The 15973-nt window shown below is 52.7% G+C and carries 16 protein-coding genes and 2 pseudogenes; 14 read left to right on the top strand and 4 right to left on the bottom strand.

What is annotated here, in order from left to right:
* Positions 1-32: 32 nt before the first annotated feature.
* Entirely contained in the window at positions 33-392 is a 360-nt protein-coding gene (locus JCM12308_RS18125) for a cupin domain-containing protein (protein ID WP_008552749.1), read from the bottom strand.
* A gap of 152 nt (positions 393-544) precedes the next feature.
* Between JCM12308_RS18125 and JCM12308_RS18120 the strand changes: the two are divergent.
* The 8 genes and pseudogenes from JCM12308_RS18120 to JCM12308_RS30335 all read left to right on the top strand — a co-directional run bounded on the left by JCM12308_RS18120 (position 545) and on the right by JCM12308_RS30335 (position 7676).
* A pseudogene (locus tag JCM12308_RS18120) lies at positions 545-1182 on the top strand (pseudouridine synthase).
* 534 nt (positions 1183-1716) lie between these two features.
* The gene (locus JCM12308_RS33260) at positions 1717-2259 is read left to right on the top strand and encodes an aldehyde dehydrogenase family protein (RefSeq protein ID WP_280138395.1); all 543 of its coding nucleotides are present in this window, start codon (positions 1717-1719) and stop codon (positions 2257-2259) included.
* Positions 2259-2993, top strand: a complete 735-nt coding sequence (locus tag JCM12308_RS33255) for an aldehyde dehydrogenase family protein (protein ID WP_280138394.1) — start codon at positions 2259-2261, stop codon at positions 2991-2993. The genes JCM12308_RS33260 and JCM12308_RS33255 overlap by 1 nt, the downstream gene beginning before the upstream one ends.
* 70 nt (positions 2994-3063) lie before the next feature.
* Positions 3064-4383, top strand: a complete 1320-nt coding sequence (locus tag JCM12308_RS33250; RefSeq protein ID WP_244271945.1) for an iron-containing alcohol dehydrogenase — start codon at positions 3064-3066, stop codon at positions 4381-4383.
* A 454-nt stretch (positions 4384-4837) separates the two neighbouring features.
* A complete protein-coding gene (locus tag JCM12308_RS18110) occupies positions 4838-5482 on the top strand; it encodes a DUF1062 domain-containing protein (protein ID WP_054784673.1) in 645 nt (214 codons plus the stop codon).
* Between the two features lie 76 nt (positions 5483-5558).
* A complete protein-coding gene (locus JCM12308_RS18105) occupies positions 5559-5996 on the top strand; it encodes a thiol-disulfide oxidoreductase DCC family protein (RefSeq protein ID WP_208978719.1) in 438 nt (145 codons plus the stop codon).
* Positions 5971-6774 carry a saccharopine dehydrogenase NADP-binding domain-containing protein gene (locus JCM12308_RS30340; protein ID WP_208978718.1) on the top strand — a complete coding sequence of 268 codons (804 nt, stop codon included), beginning with the start codon at positions 5971-5973 and terminating at the stop codon, positions 6772-6774. The genes JCM12308_RS18105 and JCM12308_RS30340 overlap by 26 nt, the downstream gene beginning before the upstream one ends.
* 206 nt (positions 6775-6980) lie before the next feature.
* Entirely contained in the window at positions 6981-7676 is a 696-nt protein-coding gene (locus tag JCM12308_RS30335) for a DUF4166 domain-containing protein (protein WP_208978717.1), read from the top strand.
* Positions 7677-7684: 8 nt separating this feature from the next.
* On the opposite strand, the gene JCM12308_RS18095 is transcribed toward JCM12308_RS30335, so the two are convergent.
* Complete coding sequence (locus JCM12308_RS18095; protein ID WP_054784672.1) at positions 7685-9070, bottom strand: aminotransferase-like domain-containing protein; 1386 nt, start codon at positions 9068-9070, stop codon at positions 7685-7687.
* 118 nt (positions 9071-9188) lie between these two features.
* Between JCM12308_RS18095 and JCM12308_RS18090 the strand changes: the two genes are divergently transcribed.
* Complete coding sequence (locus JCM12308_RS18090; protein ID WP_054784671.1) at positions 9189-10064, top strand: DMT family transporter; 876 nt, start codon at positions 9189-9191, stop codon at positions 10062-10064.
* A 48-nt stretch (positions 10065-10112) separates the two neighbouring features.
* Here JCM12308_RS18090 and JCM12308_RS18085 read toward each other — a convergent pair.
* Positions 10113-11113 (bottom strand): annotated as a pseudogene (locus JCM12308_RS18085) (succinylglutamate desuccinylase/aspartoacylase family protein).
* 164 nt (positions 11114-11277) lie between these two features.
* Here JCM12308_RS18085 and JCM12308_RS18080 point away from each other — a divergent pair.
* Positions 11278-12051 carry a class I SAM-dependent methyltransferase gene (locus tag JCM12308_RS18080; RefSeq protein WP_054784670.1) on the top strand — a complete coding sequence of 258 codons (774 nt, stop codon included), beginning with the start codon at positions 11278-11280 and terminating at the stop codon, positions 12049-12051.
* Positions 12052-12191: 140 nt separating this feature from the next.
* Complete coding sequence (locus JCM12308_RS18075) at positions 12192-13382, top strand: cation:proton antiporter (RefSeq protein WP_054784669.1); 1191 nt, start codon at positions 12192-12194, stop codon at positions 13380-13382.
* 40 nt (positions 13383-13422) lie between these two features.
* Here JCM12308_RS18075 and JCM12308_RS18070 read toward each other — a convergent pair whose 3' ends face one another.
* A complete protein-coding gene (locus JCM12308_RS18070) occupies positions 13423-13995 on the bottom strand; it encodes a tetratricopeptide repeat protein (protein WP_208978714.1) in 573 nt (190 codons plus the stop codon).
* 224 nt (positions 13996-14219) lie between these two features.
* Here JCM12308_RS18070 and JCM12308_RS18065 point away from each other — a divergent pair, with 224 nt between their 5' ends.
* From JCM12308_RS18065 to JCM12308_RS30325, 3 genes are read left to right on the top strand one after another with little or no spacing between them, the layout of a single operon-like run.
* Complete coding sequence (locus tag JCM12308_RS18065) at positions 14220-14804, top strand: TetR/AcrR family transcriptional regulator (protein ID WP_208978713.1); 585 nt, start codon at positions 14220-14222, stop codon at positions 14802-14804.
* 47 nt (positions 14805-14851) lie between these two features.
* Complete coding sequence (locus JCM12308_RS18060; protein WP_208978712.1) at positions 14852-15598, top strand: heparan-alpha-glucosaminide N-acetyltransferase domain-containing protein; 747 nt, start codon at positions 14852-14854, stop codon at positions 15596-15598.
* Entirely contained in the window at positions 15532-15906 is a 375-nt protein-coding gene (locus JCM12308_RS30325; protein ID WP_208978711.1) for a DUF418 domain-containing protein, read from the top strand. The genes JCM12308_RS18060 and JCM12308_RS30325 overlap by 67 nt, the downstream gene beginning before the upstream one ends.
* The last annotated feature ends 67 nt before the right edge of the window (positions 15907-15973 follow it).

The raw sequence follows: 15973 nt of genomic DNA, 5'->3' as shown, positions 1-15973 counted from the left end.
TCCAGATTACCCATGCTGCCTTAGTAGGGGCGTCACGCCAACTGATCTTCCAGTGATTTTGTCTTCTCTGTCACCACGTCACCAGTGTGCTTTGTTGCGACTGGTTCTACCAGCACAATCCAGCATTCTTCTTCTGCAACAGGATTATGCATCTTTCCCTTTGGCACCACGTGGAAGTCACCTTTGTTGAGTGTCACCGCTTCACCTTCATACTCAATAGTGACGCTACCTTGCACGACGTAGAACAGCTCATCCTCATCATCGTGTTTATGCCAGGTGAGATCTCCTTTGATCTTCGCGACTTTGACGTACTGATCGTTCACCTGCGCTACAACGCGCGGTGACCAGTAATCAGTGACCTTCTCAAACTCAGAAAGAAAATTGCCAATCATAGGAACCTCATCAATATAGAATACTGCACGATATATGGGGCAGCTCTCAGGCAGCGCAACATAGACGGAAGGACATGCGTTGACGTTTGCAGGCAAGCCGCTATAAGCGCCTCATGAACAGTCCTAGCGCCCCTTTTATATACACGCCGCCCATGGAGCCATTCCTTGATGTTGTCCATCAGGATGAGCAACTGCTGGTGCTTAACAAGCCTAGCGGGCTACTCAGTGTACCGGGTCGTGCGGAAGAGCATAAGGATTGTCTGGAAACCCGCGCGCAGTCGATCTACCCAACAGCGACCACCATCCACCGACTGGACATGGACACCTCCGGCTTGCTGGTCATGGCTATGAACAAGGATGCACACCGCCATGTGGGCCTCCAGTTCGAAAAGCGCATGACACGCAAAACCTATATTGCACGTGTATGGGGACACCTGAGGATGATGAGGGGGAGGTTGACCTACCTCTTCGCTGTGATTGGCCAAACCGTCCTAAGCAGATGGTCGATCATGAACTGGGCCGCTCTGCTCTCACCAAGTGGGAAGTCATCAACCGCGAAGAGCATACAACCCTGGTCAAGCTCATGCCGGTCACCGGGCGCTCCCACCAGCTGCGTGTGCATATGCTGGAGTTAGGGCATCCAATCGTGGGTGATCGCTTCTATGCGGAAGGCGAGGCGCTATCCTTCTCTGAGCGCCTGCATCTTCATGCTCAAACGCTGGAGTTAAGGCATCCCATCGGTGGTGAGTACAACACCTTCACCGCATCCTGCCCGTTCTGGGATCTGTAATCCGTAACTACACGCCAGACTCACTGAATTTGTAAAAATGAGTCACATTACATACGTGTATCTTCGTGTTTTCTGCATCCGGAGCGCACTATTCACAAGCACTAGGTGAAATTACCGGTAAAATATTGGCAGTATGCGACTTTGTCGCAGTTTAGGTCAGCTGACTTGTCCTAAAAGTCAATGACGCTGAAATGTATCTCCAAAGGTGCCTTTGCGTCTCTACTTAACTATCTGAAATGAAAATAGAATATCACAGTTTAAGGTGTCTGAAACTGTATGCAATGCTATGCAATAAATGACAAGTTAGCGCCTCATCACAAAATCAATCGTAAAAGTGGCCTTCCAGCAGCTGAGTTTTATGACATCCTATTCATATATCTCTGATTTTTGACTTATGTCATGCGCCTAAAGTAGAATGTGACCCAATAATATCCGTGTCGAAACAGAAGAGCAGCTTCCTCCCCTGAACTGTTTTGTGACAAATACCGATAGTCTGTCACGTTTCTGCTTCGGTTCTTGCCTACGGAGAAGAAAATGCCTGTCACTAATCGCGAAGAATTAGACGCCCTTGTTGCTCGGGTTAAAAAAGCACAACAAATCTACGCAACATACACTCAGGAACAGGTAGATAAGATCTTCCGCGCAGCAGCACTGGCTGCTGCCGATGCCCGCATCCCACTCTCCCGCATGGCGGTTGAAGAAACCGGTATGGGCGTCATGGAAGACAAGGTTATCAAAAACCAGTTCGCATCTGAGTACATCTATAATAAGTACAAGGATGAGCAGACCTGCGGTATCCTGTCTGAAGATGAAACTTTCGGAACAATCACCATTGCAGAACCGACAGGCATCATCTGCGGTATCGTTCCAACAACAAACCCAACTTCTACCGCGATCTTTAAAGCACTCATCTCTTTGAAGACCCGCAACGGCATTATCTTTAGCCCGCACCCACGCGCCAAGCTTGCAACCAATGAGGCCGCACGCATCGTCCTTGAGGCTGCAATCAAAGCAGGCGCTCCAAAAGACATCATCGGCTGGATTGACGTTCCAACTGTTGAACTCTCCAATGCCTGATGACCCATGAAGAAATCAACCTCATCCTCGCGACCGGTGGTCCGGGCATGGTGAAGGCTGCTTATTCTTCTGGTAAGCCGGCAATCGGCGTGGGTGCGGGTAACACACCTGTGGTCGTAGACGAGTTTGCAGACGTAAAACGTATGGTCGCATCTGTGCTGATGTCTAAAACCTTCGACAACGGCGTTATCTGTGCATCCGAGCAATCTGTCATCGTTGTAGAGGACATCTACGAACAGGTGAAAGAACGCTTCTCAACCCACAAAGGTTACATCCTGAAAGGCAAAGAGCTTCAGGCTGTGAAGGATGTTCTGCTGAAGAACGGTGCGCTCAACGCAGCAATCGTTGGTCAGCCTGCTCCAAAAATTGCTGAAATGGCTGGCGTGAAAGTTCCTGCCGACACCAAGATCCTGATTGGTGAAGTGACAGAAGCAAGCGAAGCTGAAGCATTCGCTCACGAGAAGCTGTCTCCAACTCTGGCAATGTACAAAGCCAAAGATTTTGATGCAGCTTGTGACATTGCTGAGAAGCTGGTTGCCATGGGCGGTATCGGTCACACCTCTGTATTCTATACAGATCAGGACCGCTGCGAAGATCGCGTCAAAGAGTTTGGCCGTCGCATGAAAACCGCGCGTATTCTGGTCAACTCCCCAGCATCTCACGGTGGCATTGGTGACCTTTACAACTTCTCTCTCGCTCCATCTCTGACCCTGGGCTGCGGCTCTTGGTGGTAACTCCATCAGTGAAAACGTTGGTCCGAAGCACCTGATCAATAAGAAGACCGTTGCGAAGCGAGCAGAAAACATGTTGTGGCACAAACTGCCTGAATCCATCTACTTCCGTCGCGGTTGTCTGCCAATCGCACTGGGTGACCTTGAAGGCAAAAAACGTGCGCTGATCGTAACCGACGGCTTCCTCTTCAAGAACGGCTACACTGATGAAACCGTTCGTGTCCTGAAGAGCATGGGCATGGAAACCGACGTCTTCTACGAAGTGGAAGCAGACCCAACCCTGTCTATCGTTCGCAAGGGTGCAGAACTGTGCCGGACCTTCAAGCCAGACGTGATTGTCGCTCTGGGTGGTGGTTCTCCAATGGATGCCGCGAAGATCATGTGGGTCATGTACGAGCATCCTGAAGTAGACTTCGCTGATCTTGCACTGCGCTTCATGGACATCCGCAAGCGTATCTACAAGTTCCCGAAAATGGGTGAAAAGGCCATGATGGTCGCGATCCCAACCACTTCTGGTACTGGTTCTGAAGTTACTCCATTCGCAGTGGTAACCGACGATGAAACCGGCGTGAAATACCCAATTGCGGACTACGAGCTGACACCAAACATGGCAATCGTTGATGCGAACCTTGTCATGAACATGCCGAAGTCTCTCACCGCATTCGGTGGTATCGACGCCATCACCCACGCTACAGAAGCTTACGTCTCTGTTCTGGCCAACGAATATTCTGACGGTCAGGCCCTGCAGGCTCTGAAGCTTCTGAAAGAGAACCTGGTTGAAAGCTACGAGAAGGGCGCAGAATCCCCAGTAGCTCGTGAGAAAGTTCACAACGGCGCAACAATCGCTGGTGTTGCCTTCGCGAACTCCTTCCTGGGTGTCTGCCACTCTATCGCTCACAAGGTAGGCGCTGCCTTCCACGTGCCGCATGGTTTGGCAAATGCGATGCTGATCTCTAACGTGATCCGCTACAACGCAAACGACAACCCAACCAAGCAGACTGCGTTCTCTCAGTACGACCGTCCGCAAGCGAAATGCCGCTACGGTGATATCGCAGACCACCTCGGTCTGACCACTCCTGGTGACGATCGCGATGCAAAGGTTGAAAAGCTGGTGGCTTGGGTAGAAAGCGTCAAGAAAGCTCTTGAGATCCCAGCAGGCTTCAAAGACCTGGGCATCACTGAAGAGCAGTTCATGGCAAAGCTCGACGAAGTCGCAGTAGAAGCGTTTGATGATCAGTGCACCGGAGCAAACCCACGCTACCCACTGATCGATGAGATCAAACAACTCCTTCTCGATGGTTACTACGGTCGCGTCTATGTAGAGGGCCGCGCGGAGGATGTGGTTGTTCTTGCAGAGGAAAAAGCAAAGAAGGCGACTAAAGCCAAAGCTTAATTCCCGTAAGCACACATTGCGGCTCGAAAAAAGACCCCGGGGCGGAGCTCCGGGGTTTTTGCATGTCAGCCTCTGAAGGCCCCTTACTCAACCCTGAGTAAAAGTTGCGGCAAAGCAACAGGCAGTCATAGTAAGTTTCCGCCGCGTTCAAAACCTCTTCAACTGATGGGTGTGTTTTGCTAGGGCTGTTCGCCTAGTTGAACAACGCGAGAAATCAATTTTGCCTATGTAATCACCGGTCTCTTTTAGTCTATCATTGTTCCGCAAGAGATATCCTTTTGCGGCGCGCTTTCTGTTGCGCGGATGGTGGCATGAGACCGGTTTGGCCTCGTGATTTCTGGCACTATCCATGCGCTTTTTTGCGCGCTGCTTTCTATATAATCCTTAGCCTTACCGTGTGCTGTAACGGCGTCATGCTGCGCATCCGCTTTTTGACAAGTGGAAATCTTAAAGCATGTCGAAATCGCTTAAATGCGTCTGGACACTTCAACCAGAAAACCCACCACGCCCAGTCATTCCTTGTAAGACCTGCGGTGTCCTCAAGCCTTTCAAGCCATCAGGCAAGTTCCGCCTGAACGCTAACGGCACCAAGCTGGATGCCTGGCTCATCTACAAGTGTGAAGCCTGCGATGCCACGTGGAACCGGCCAATCTTTGAACGCCGCGCCCGCAAGCAAATCGCACCTGACCTGATGGAAGCCCTGCAAATCAATTGCCCGCATCAAATCCGCAAACTCGCATTTGACCGGACAGGCTTGCCTGCTGTTGCAGCTCCAAGTGAAGGAGAAACAGCAATCGCGATTCACAAGCATATTGTGGAAGGCGAAGCCGGGGAATGGGCAAACCTTGAAATCACCCTGAACCTGGACCTGCCCGTCAGCCTCCGTCTGGACAGACTGCTCGCCCAGGAACTCAGTATCTCAAGAAACACCCTCAAAACCCTCGCCAAACAAGACAATCTCACGGGTGACAATGGAACACCTCTTCAACTGAAGAGGCCACCCAAACACGCCACCACCATCCACCTCCACCTCGCAGCCAACCACCCCCTGCGACCCCAACTCAACACCACCCTGTTCAACCTCGAACCCGTTGAGTAACCAAACCACCAACCCCGGAGCTTAGCTCCGGGGTTTTTCATTATCATTGATGTCGGTATGATGCTAGGTTTTCACTATGGAAATAAAGCAGCGCCAGTTTTCTTACCGGGATGATGCAAGTATCCCGCCTTTCCCTGATCAAGGGCCCGTATCTGTTATGGATGCCAGCTGTGGCCTTTGCGCTAAAGGTGCTGCCTGGATAGTAAGGAACGACCGAAATCAGGAGTTCCGGATTATTCCGCTACAGTCCAAGTTGGGAGAGGCACTAGCATCTCATTATGGTCTTGATCCGGCCAATCCGTCGTCGTGGCTATATCTGGAAAATGGAACGGCATACACATCACTTGATGCATTGCTGCATGTTGGAGAACGCCTCGGAGGAATATGGAAAGCGCTCCGTATCTTGATGATCTTGCCAAAGCCATTGCGAGACAGGATGTATGGCGTGGTTGCCCGCAATCGTTACAAATTTTTCGGCAGACTGATTTGTGTTCCACGCAAGATCCGGAACTAAGAAAAAGGCTATTACTTTGAAAATTTTATTGCTGGGTGGCTACGGCGTGTTTGGTGGCCGCCTAACTGAGCTGCTCTTGGATATTGAAGATCTTGAAGTTGTCATTTGCGGTCGAAATCAAAAGAAAGCGGAAGAGTTTTGCAAAACACACAGCGGTAATGCGACCCTTACACCGCTAGGTTTGGACCGCGCTGAAATTGGAGCTCAGCTTCCGATAGTCCAGCCCGATGTTGTTATCGACGCTTCTGGTCCTTTTCAGGCTTATGGAAGTGAGAAATATGCGACGATTGAAGCCTGTTTGTCGGCGAAAGTGAACTATCTAGACTTTGCAGATGCCGCAGACTTTGTTTTTGGTGTTTCTAAGTTCGATGAACAGGCGAAAGCTGCCGGGATCTTTGTGATTTCAGGAGTGAGCAGCTTTCCCGTGTTGACCGCCAGCGTTCTCCGGGAGCTTTCAAAGTCCATGGAGATCCATAGAGTTACAGGTGGCATTGCACCTTCTCCATACGCTGGTGTTGGCCTCAATGTCATGCGCGCTGTAGTCGGGTATGCTGGGTCTCCCATCACCCTGTTTCGTGATGGCAAACGGCACCAAGCAATCGGCTTGGCAGAGACACTACGCTACACCATCTCCGTCCCAGGAAAGCTCCCTTTAAGAAATACTCATTTTTCGCTCGTGGATGTACCTGATCTTCAAGTACTGCCACCGGAACATCCAACAATGCAGTCGATTTGGATGGGGCCGGCCCAATCCCAGAGATTTTGCATAGAATGTTGAACTGGATAGCGCATGCGCGGGCAGCTCTGAAACTTCCTTCATTTGAGCCACTGTCACCGCTTTTCTACTGGGTTCTGAACTTGCTCAAACACGGTGAACATCGTGGCGGCATGTTTATCCATGTACACGGCTCAGCGGATGGGAAACCTACAGAAAAGTCGTGGCACATGCTCGCAGAGGGAGATGATGGCCCATATATCCCATCCATGGCGATCGAAGCTGTTATTCGCAAAGTGCTTGCTGGCGATAAACCCAAGATTGGTGCGAGATCAGCTACCAAAGAGCTGGAGCTGAGTGACTATGCTCGGCTTTTTGAAGAAAGGCCGATAACCATGGGCTTTCGTCAGTCGCAAGATGAGAAAACACCGTTTAGGCAGGTCCTTGGCTCTGCGTTTGATCTTCTTCCTTCTTCTCTCAAGGCGTTTCATAGCGTGGAGTGTGAGCAAACTTGGCAAGGGCAAGCTGAAGTTCGTCGGAGCAGGGGATTTTTTGCAAGTTTGATTGGGAGGATGTTCGGTTTTCCTCAAGCCACAAAAGCAGCAACAGTGAGCGTTACTCAGTTGCCAGCAGAAGGTGGGCAGGATTGGATTAGAACTTTTGATGGCAAGACATTCAAGTCATCTCTAAAAGCGGGATCAGGCAAAAACAGTCACCTGATGGTTGAGCAGTTTGGACCCGTGAAAGTCGCTTTGGCACTTGTCTTGGAAGAGGGAAAACTGCGCTTTATTCCGCGTCGCTGGTCACTCTACTCAATCCCTATGCCGGGCTTTCTGCTGCCACGTGGAAATACCTTTGAAGAAGAAAAAGATGGCCGTTTTTCGTTCGATGTCGAGATCTCAGCTCCATTTGTCGGTCATATCGTATCCTACAAAGGGACCTTGGAGCCTCTTGCGCAGGGCTGAGAGCACCATCAAAGATTACACATCACGTCTGCGAGGATTTCGTAGGTGATGGGGTTGCCCATTTGGCTGACGTTGAAGCGCATGAACTGGCCCATGGATTGGGTTGGGCTGAAGACGTCGCCGGGGGCGAGCACCATGTTTTCCTGCAGGGCTGCTCGGGCTAGGTCAGCTGAATCAATGCCTTCGGGCAGGGAGCACCAAAGATAAAATCCGCCCTCCGGCATCAGCCAGGTCTGGATACCCAGTTCGGCTAGGTTGGCGGAAACTTCGCGCCGTGTTTTGGCAAGGCGGCGGCGAAGGGCTTCCATGTGCTTGCGATAAGAACCATCACTCAGGCAGGAATGGATCAGTTCAGTCGCAATAGGACTTGGGCCGCCGAAGCTGGTTGCGACCTGCAGATCAATCAGCGCCTCAATCCAGTCAGGTCTTGCTGCGATGTAACCACAACGCACGGAGGCAGAGAGCGTCTTGGAGAAGCTGCCCAGACGGATGACACGATCAAACCCTCCAAGAGCCGTCAGGCGAGGTGTGGTCTCTGGCAGGAACTCAGCAAACACATCATCTTCAACAAGGATGAGATCATGCCGCGAGGCAATTGTCAGAATCTTATGCGCAGACTGCGGAGAAAGGGTAACGCCCGTTGGGTTGTGCAGGGAGGAATTGGAGATATAAAACCGCGGCTTATGCTCGATAATCGCTTGCTCAAACTCGTCAAAGTCCACGCCAGTTCTGGTGCAGGGAATGCTCACAATATCAGCCTGATGTGCCTTCAGGATCGCCTGAAAATTGAAGTAACACGGATCACTCACCAGCACCTTGTCACCGGGGCGTAGCAGCAGGCGACACACCAGATCGATGGATTGAGTCGCAGAGCCTGTCAGCAAGATCTGGTTGGGATCAACCTCAATACCTTCAGCAGCAAACTGGCGGGCTTGCAGGCGGCGCAGATTAGCTGCTCCGCGTGTGCTGGCATAATCTGAAAGCAGATGATCATCCGCCTTGCTCAGATTACGGATAGCTTTGCGCAGCGAGGCATTCGGCATCCAGTCTGCCGGCATCCAGCCACATCCGGGCTTGAGCATATCCATGCCGGTATCCAGTGACTGCCGGGAAACCCAGAATGGATCGATCTCACGGTCCAGAAGCGGCCCAATCTCGGCAACCGAGAAGGGCTGCGTTTTGGGCGAAACATAAAACCCGGAACCTTTGCGCGCGAAGATGATGCCTTCCGCAGCAAGCCGGTCATACGCTTCCACCACCGTCGAAGGCGAGACATTCATGGTCGAGGCGAAGCCACGAATACTGGGCAGTTTTTCGCCCGGCTCCAGAGCACGACTGCTGATCTTGCTGCGCACCGCCTGCATGACACGTTGTGTTTGCTGCCCATAACTCATTTTACATCTCACCTGCTGTATCGATGATTGTAGCAGTACAGTTTGCTGTAATTGTATTGTTTTGTGGCTGTTGTGCCTAGCCCCTCCTCAGTAAAAAAGCAAAAAACGGAGGGATCTCATGCAAGCATCACTGGCACAGCGTAGCTCTGCCGGGTGGGGAAACGGCCTGCTCGGTGTTATCATTTTCAGCGGTTCGCTGCCTGCAACACGCGTTGCAGTTGGCGGTTTTGAGCCATTTTTCCTGACCAGCACACGTGCAGTCATCGCCGCGCTTCTTGCAGCCGGGTTTCTGGGGCTAATGCGCCAACCACTCCCAAAACGGCAGGATCTCACATCTCTGGCTGTTGTGGCACTCGGTGTCGTGATAGGTTTCCCGCTGCTGTCGTCACTGGCCCTACAGCAAATGACAGCAGCACAGTCGCTCGTCCTGATGGGTCTTCTGCCACTCTCAACTGCAATCTTCGCGGTGGTGCGGGGAGGGGAACGACCAAAGCCGCTGTTCTGGGTGTTTTCCGGTGTGGGCAGCCTTGCCGTTGCCACCTTCGCTCTTTTGCAAAACGGTGAGGGTTCCCTGCTTGGCTCGCTCTACATGTTCGGCGCAATCATCGTATGCGGACTAGGCTATGCTGAAGGCGCAACGCTCTCCAGAAAACTGGGCGGATGGCAGGTCATCTCCTGGGCGCTCGTGCTGGCCCTGCCGGTGATGCTAATCGCATCCATCACGAGCCTGCCTGCAGAGTTTCCGCCGATAACCTCCAAAGCATGGGTCGGACTGGCCTACGTCTCCATATTTTCCATGATGGTTGGCTTCATCTTCTGGTATCGCGGGCTGGCTATTGGTGGAGCTGCCGGTGTCGGTCAGCTCATGCTCCTGCAACCCTTCTTCGGCCTCATGCTCGCCGCTCTCCTGCTTCAGGAAAGCATCTCGTCCATGATGATCGCAGCCACCGTGGTTGTTGTAGGATGTGTTGTCGGTGCCAAGAAGTATGTGTGAATGAGGGCCGAGAGCAGGCCAAACCAAACAGCCTGCTCTCGGCTAATCTTAAATGCGGCGTAGAACCTGCATGATAGTCGCGCCTGGCTCGCGCAAAGGCGTAGTGCACACGGAAAGCACGCGGCCATCACAAGGTGCGGAGTACTCTGCCACAACATCACCGAAGGCATTGGTCATGGTCGCGACTGGTTGGCCCTTGGTCACATCTTGATTGAGTTTAACCAACACACGTGCAAAGCCACCCTGATCTGCGATGACAGACACCTCTTCATTGCCCACATAAGTCTCAATGCCGAGCAGATCGACTTTGCCTGCAATCATCTTGTAGTCCACCATGGTGTTCAGGATGCCCTGTACACCGCGGCGGGTCATGTCCGGATCAAACACATTGGCGCAGCCCAGTTCGACAGTGAGCGATGGAATGCCAGCACGAACCAGCTCAGTTTCAACCGAACCGTCAATGCCGTCATCTTCCAAAATCTGATCCGCTGGCTGAAGCGCTGCCAGACGGCAAACATCTGCGCTGCGGAAGTCAGCAAACATGAAGAACGGAAAGGCCGTTCCGGTGGAATCCGTGTGCAGATCTAGAAAGATATCCGCATTGTCCATGTAAAGATTATGCCACAGCGCATGCGCAAAACGGCTGCCTGCATTGGAGCTTGTTGCATCGCCCGGCATCATCCGGTTGAGGTTCGTAAACGTCTGCGTCTCGTTCTGGGAAGGATAATAGCGGGAGGCCAACTGCATACCCGGAGGTTCGCGCCCGGCACCATAACGACTGTTCCCTTTAGCGTCGCCGGATCAAGATGCGGCAACAGCTGGTGGATCACATCAACACCCTGAACCTCATCCCCATGCAGGGTCGACTGAATGAAAAGCTTCTTCCCCGGCTCAGATCCTTTAATCACGATCACCGGCACACGGTGGTAATTGCCCAGGGAGTCGGTTGTCGCTTTAAAGAAGAAACGATGCTTACCAGTCCCAAGCTCATCAACACTGAGCTTCTCGATAACCGGTACACCATCAATGATATCATTTGTTGTTTTCATGAAAGAAACCTATCCCGCCAGCAGCGCGATGAACAAGTGAGTTTACGTCAAAGCTCACATAGTTGTTGTGAGGCCAGAGGCCAACCCTATCACCTTCATTGACTTCTCAATCTCATAGCAGTATCTCACATTGTATACCTATGTATCCATTTTAAGGTATCCCCATGACGATTACCAGCGAACACGCATTTTCGGGCTTGCAGAAGATTTATGATCAAGCCCGTCCACGCTACCCGCAAAAGGCACTGGATCGGATCGTTGATCTGCTGGTAGCCTCCAAAGGAGCAGAGCAGGGGAGCCTGCTGGATGTTGGCTGTGGTACAGGCATCTTAACCCGCCAGCTTCTGGAACTCGCGCCTCAAAGCAAGCTTACGGGCTGTGATGTGAATGAAGACATGCTCTCTCAGGCAAAGGAGCAGGATGTAGACTGCGCAATCTCCTGGCATCAATCCCATGCGGAACAACTGCCGTTTCAGGACAATGCCTTCCACCTGATCACTGTCGCCCAAGCCGCTCAATGGTTCGACCGACCAAGGTTTTATCAGGAAGTACAGCGCCTTCTCATCAAAGGCGGACATCTCGTCATCATCGAAAACAACCGACAGCTGGAAGGCAGTGCGTTCATGAATGCCTACGAGACGCTGATCGAGACCCACAACAGCACGTACTCCAGAGATTACCGCAAGTTTGATTATGCTCAGGAGATGGCACAGGCAGGCTTTGCAGACACGCAGGTCCAAAGCTTCCCTTGGTCCCGCACGCTCTCCCAGAATGAGTTCGTCGAAATGGCCAAGAGCTCCTCAAAGGTGCAGGCTGCGATCAAGGCAAGCAATGGGGGCTTCCTGAAAGAGCTCAACAGTATCCTGCAAGATCATTGGGCGGAGGGAGAGCCAGTTGTGATTGATTATGCGACACAGGTTTTCAGTGGACGCTGCTGAGACTATTGAGAAGCTCAGGCAAATCGACCAAAGCTGCTTAAACCAATGCAAAGACTATCTTCTTAGAGTGAGGGCGCATCATAACCTGAGGGCGATCCACTGAGCATGATAGGTGGGAGCCGCAAGACTGAAACGGCCCAATGTCCTATCAGAATCTGACTGTTATCTTTGCAGTGGTCTTTTTGTACAGCGTCATGAGCCGGCGACTGGAGCAAAAGCCGGTCAACGGAGCATTGCTGTTCTGCATCATCGGCTTTCTGCTTGGCAACGATGGGTTGGAGTGGTTTCAGGTCAAACTGACCAATGAGTCCATAAAGACACTGGCAGAGCTGGCCCTTGCCATCGTTCTGTTCACGGATGCTGCCAAAGCCAATCTCAAGGTTCTTGCAACCAATATAGATCTCCCACGTCGCCTCTTATTAATCGGCCTGCCCCTCACAATCCTCTTCGGCATTGGAACAGGAATGGCTTTGCTGCCCGAATTGCCGATAATCGAAGTCGCCATCCTTGCAGCTCTGCTGGCGCCCACCGATGCAGCTCTGGGCAAAGCCGTCGTGACAGACCCGTCGGTGCCTGCAAAGATCAGAGGAACCCTCAATGCAGAAAGCGGGCTCAATGATGGGATCTGTGTGCCCATCGTGTTTTCACTTCTGCCAATCGCAGCCGACCCATCCCTGATCACCCACCTGAACAAAATGGCTGCCCAGCTTCTCGCCGAACAGATTGGACTAGGTGTGCTTGTCGGGATAGGGATCGCCACGCTGGCCGGACAGATTATCGACTACTCCTTCCAGAGCAAAGAGCAATCCAAAACGTGGGAGCAGGTGACTGTAGTGGCCCTCGCCATCTGCTGCTTCTCCGTTGCCCAGCTAGCAGGGGGAAGCGGGTTCATCGCGGCCTTTGTGGGCGGCATCGTCTTCGGATGGCTGGAGAAACCCTACAAAGAGCAGCTGCTGGACTCTGCTGAGGGAATAGGGGACTCGCTCTCCCTCATGACATGGCTCATCTTCGGTGCCGCTATCATTGGCTCTGTCCTGCATGAGTTCACCTGGGAAATCCTCGCCTACTCCATTCTCAGTCTGACGCTGGTCAGAATTCTGCCGGTCTATCTGGTGCTGAGAGGCGAGCCCTTAAGCACAAAAGAGAAGCTGTTCATTGGATGGTTCGGTCCGCGCGGTTTGGCAAGCATTGTGTTCGCCATCGTGGTGCTGGACGCTAACCTGCCGGGCAGTTCTGTGATTGCCTCAACCGCGGTCACCACCATCGGCCTCAGTGTCATTCTGCATGGAATAACAGCGCATTCCTTCATCAAGGCGTTGAAGAAGAAATAGAGAAAGGCTGGCAAGAACACGCCTCGCCAGCACAAATGGTTTAATCCGCCATCTTGGAATGCAGCGCTTCATTGTTCGGGAAGTGCCGCAGACCTTCCGTCCAGATTTCTCTGGCTGTCAGAAAGTCCCGCTTCCGCTCATAAATCGCCCCCAGCACAAGATAGGGGTACACATGATGCCAGTTGGACTTGGTCTTCTGCTGCGCCTCAATCATAGACTTCAGGATCTTGATGGAAGAAGCCTCCAGATCCCGCTCCTCGGAAAAGCCGTAGAGCGTTGCTTTGCCAAGCCATCCACCCCAGCAGGTGTTATCCTTTTGCAGCGCCAGATCATAATACTCATCCGCCGCTGTCGCCAGCTCAACCATGTCGTCTTCATCATCAGACATGTAAGCACCATAAGTCAGCAGCATGCCATATCGCGAGATGAGCTCCGGATTGCTTTTCTCTGAGATCTCCTTTTCGAACATCTCTACCATCTTCAAAAAGCTTTTGGATTTCACCAGCCGCACCACCAGAAGCTCCCCTTCAGGGCTCCAGAGAGATGTGGTTTTAATCTTCTTCAGCCCCTGTTCAGGCTGACATGTTGATGTGTTGCTTCGTTGCGATCCCACGAAAACGCCCAGGGAACCCAATGTTCAGCATGGGCAGGCATGCTGAACAACGCCCCGGCAAAAAGAGGCAGTGCCACAACGCAAGCGTGGGACAATCTTTTGATAATACTCATTAAATATCCATTGTATTGATATCAGTCATGGGCTTCGAACCTTCTTATTTCCTGCGAAAAATTACAGGACCTTTATTGACAGTTGTGTATTAAATGATACATATACGTATCATGTCAATACCATTGAACAACACCACTAAAGATAAGCTGCTGGAAGCAGCCGTGCGCGTGCTCAACATGCAGCCACGGGCTTCCTTGGCAGATATTGCAGAAGCCGCAGGCGTCAAACGCGTTACTCTCCACCGTGTCATTGGCACCCGTGAGGAATTGCTGCGTGACGTGGCTCTCCGCGCTTTGGAGCAGATGGATGAAGCCTGCTACTCAGCCGTAAAAGGCAAGCGCAAAGCGTTTGAACAGCTCAAAGCCATTGTAGGCGCTCTGGTGCCTTATGCAGATTCCTGTCACTTCCTCTGGAAGAATCCCGACGTGTGGGATGATCCTGAAATCGCGAGAGAAATCAAGCGCCACGATCAGGAACTCTGTGACTTAATTGATCGCGCAAAGGCAGAAGGCGACATTCTCTCCTTCATCCCAAACAGCTGGATCATCGCTTCTCTGGACGCTGTTTTGTATGCCGCGGCAAGTACCGCAAAGGCAGGCAACATCGCCACCAACGACGCCAGCGCCCTCGCCATCCAAACCCTCTTTGGCGGCATAACAAAGAAGGTCAAAGGCACAGCACTGGCAGGGGCATAAGCGCAGGGCAGACAGCATAAACACACGTAAGGCAGGGTGAAAACGTGATGGCTGCAGATACAAAAATCGGGCGTCTGGAAGGACTGGACCTCGCCAGGTTCATCGCTTTTGTAGGGATGGTGATCGTCAACTTCTCCATCGTTATGGGGGCGGAAGGGGCTGGGGGCGTCCTTGGCGCCATCATCTACGGGCTGGAAGGCCGGGCCGCGGCCACCTTTGTGGTGCTGGCAGGCATCGGGCTTGGCCTTGCGGGGCTGAAGGGAGAGATCAATCTCACCATCTTCACCACGTTCAAACGCGCTGCTTTCCTGCTTGTGCTGGGTCTGCTCAACATGCTCATCTTTGATGCGGATATCCTGCATTATTACGCGTTCTACTTCCTCTTCGGTGCGCTGCTGCTGCCCTTGAGCAATCGGGCGCTGGGCTGGGTCATTGCTGGCTTGGCAACCACGGCTGTGCTGATGGTTCTCTCGCTGGACTACGAGGCAGGCTGGAACTGGACGGATCTTTCCTATCCTGAGTTCTGGACCCCGGTCGGCTTCGTCCGCAACTTGTTCTTCAACGGCTGGCACCCTGTCATCCCGTGGCTTGCATTCCTGCTCTACGGCGTGATGCTCAGCCGCTGGGCTCTTTCCTCCGCCAGAACGCAGGACGCCCTCATGCTTGGCGGGCTTATGGCCTTCCTGCTGGTGAACGCTGTCAGCGCCTACCTGCAGCCACTCTTGGCATGGTGGACCCGGAACTGGTGGATCTGGTCACCACCAACCCGATCCCGCCCATGCCGTTCTATCTGATCGCCGGAATGTCCGTCGCCTCCATGGTGGTCGGCCTGTGCCTGCGCGCAGCTCCACTGCTGAAAAGCATTGGCGTGCTGGCCGTGCTCAACCCTGCAGGCCGCCAGACGTTGACGCTCTATCTCGCCCACATCCTGCTGGGCATGGGCGTGATGGACGAACTCGGCTTGCTCGGCGGCCAGACAACCCAGAGTGCCTTCCTCGCCTCTGGCATCTTCTGCGCCTTAGCCGTCATCTACGCCCTCATCTGGAGCCGCTTTTTCAAACGCGGCCCCATCGAAGCCCTCATGCGCAAAGTGGCGGGCTAGAGCAAACGAAAGCAGGGGAGGTGACAAACGTACACCTCTCTCGCTCAAACCACACTTGCCTCGCGTT

This window comes from Pseudovibrio denitrificans JCM 12308, from assembly GCF_001310815.1.
Classification (GTDB): Bacteria; Pseudomonadota; Alphaproteobacteria; order Rhizobiales; family Stappiaceae; genus Pseudovibrio; species Pseudovibrio denitrificans.
This window is presented reverse-complemented; position numbering and strand designations above follow the sequence as displayed.

What these genes read in the sequence shown, in the direction of transcription:
- JCM12308_RS18125 (WP_008552749.1), bottom strand. Translation starts at nt 392, where the DNA reads ATGATTGGCAATTTTCTTTCTGAGTTTGAGAAGGTCACTGATTACTGG.
- JCM12308_RS33260 (WP_280138395.1), top strand. Translation starts at nt 1,717, where the DNA reads ATGCCTGTCACTAATCGCGAAGAATTAGACGCCCTTGTTGCTCGGGTT.
- JCM12308_RS33255 (WP_280138394.1), top strand. Translation starts at nt 2,259, where the DNA reads ATGACCCATGAAGAAATCAACCTCATCCTCGCGACCGGTGGTCCGGGC.
- JCM12308_RS33250 (WP_244271945.1), top strand. Translation starts at nt 3,064, where the DNA reads ATGTTGTGGCACAAACTGCCTGAATCCATCTACTTCCGTCGCGGTTGT.
- JCM12308_RS18110 (WP_054784673.1), top strand. Translation starts at nt 4,838, where the DNA reads ATGTCGAAATCGCTTAAATGCGTCTGGACACTTCAACCAGAAAACCCA.
- JCM12308_RS18105 (WP_208978719.1), top strand. Translation starts at nt 5,559, where the DNA reads ATGGAAATAAAGCAGCGCCAGTTTTCTTACCGGGATGATGCAAGTATC.
- JCM12308_RS30335 (WP_208978717.1), top strand. Translation starts at nt 6,981, where the DNA reads ATGGCGATCGAAGCTGTTATTCGCAAAGTGCTTGCTGGCGATAAACCC.
- JCM12308_RS18095 (WP_054784672.1), bottom strand. Translation starts at nt 9,070, where the DNA reads ATGAGTTATGGGCAGCAAACACAACGTGTCATGCAGGCGGTGCGCAGC.
- JCM12308_RS18090 (WP_054784671.1), top strand. Translation starts at nt 9,189, where the DNA reads ATGCAAGCATCACTGGCACAGCGTAGCTCTGCCGGGTGGGGAAACGGC.
- JCM12308_RS18080 (WP_054784670.1), top strand. Translation starts at nt 11,278, where the DNA reads ATGACGATTACCAGCGAACACGCATTTTCGGGCTTGCAGAAGATTTAT.
- JCM12308_RS18075 (WP_054784669.1), top strand. Translation starts at nt 12,192, where the DNA reads ATGTCCTATCAGAATCTGACTGTTATCTTTGCAGTGGTCTTTTTGTAC.
- JCM12308_RS18065 (WP_208978713.1), top strand. Translation starts at nt 14,220, where the DNA reads ATGTCAATACCATTGAACAACACCACTAAAGATAAGCTGCTGGAAGCA.
- JCM12308_RS18060 (WP_208978712.1), top strand. Translation starts at nt 14,852, where the DNA reads ATGGCTGCAGATACAAAAATCGGGCGTCTGGAAGGACTGGACCTCGCC.
- JCM12308_RS30325 (WP_208978711.1), top strand. Translation starts at nt 15,532, where the DNA reads ATGGTGGACCCGGAACTGGTGGATCTGGTCACCACCAACCCGATCCCG.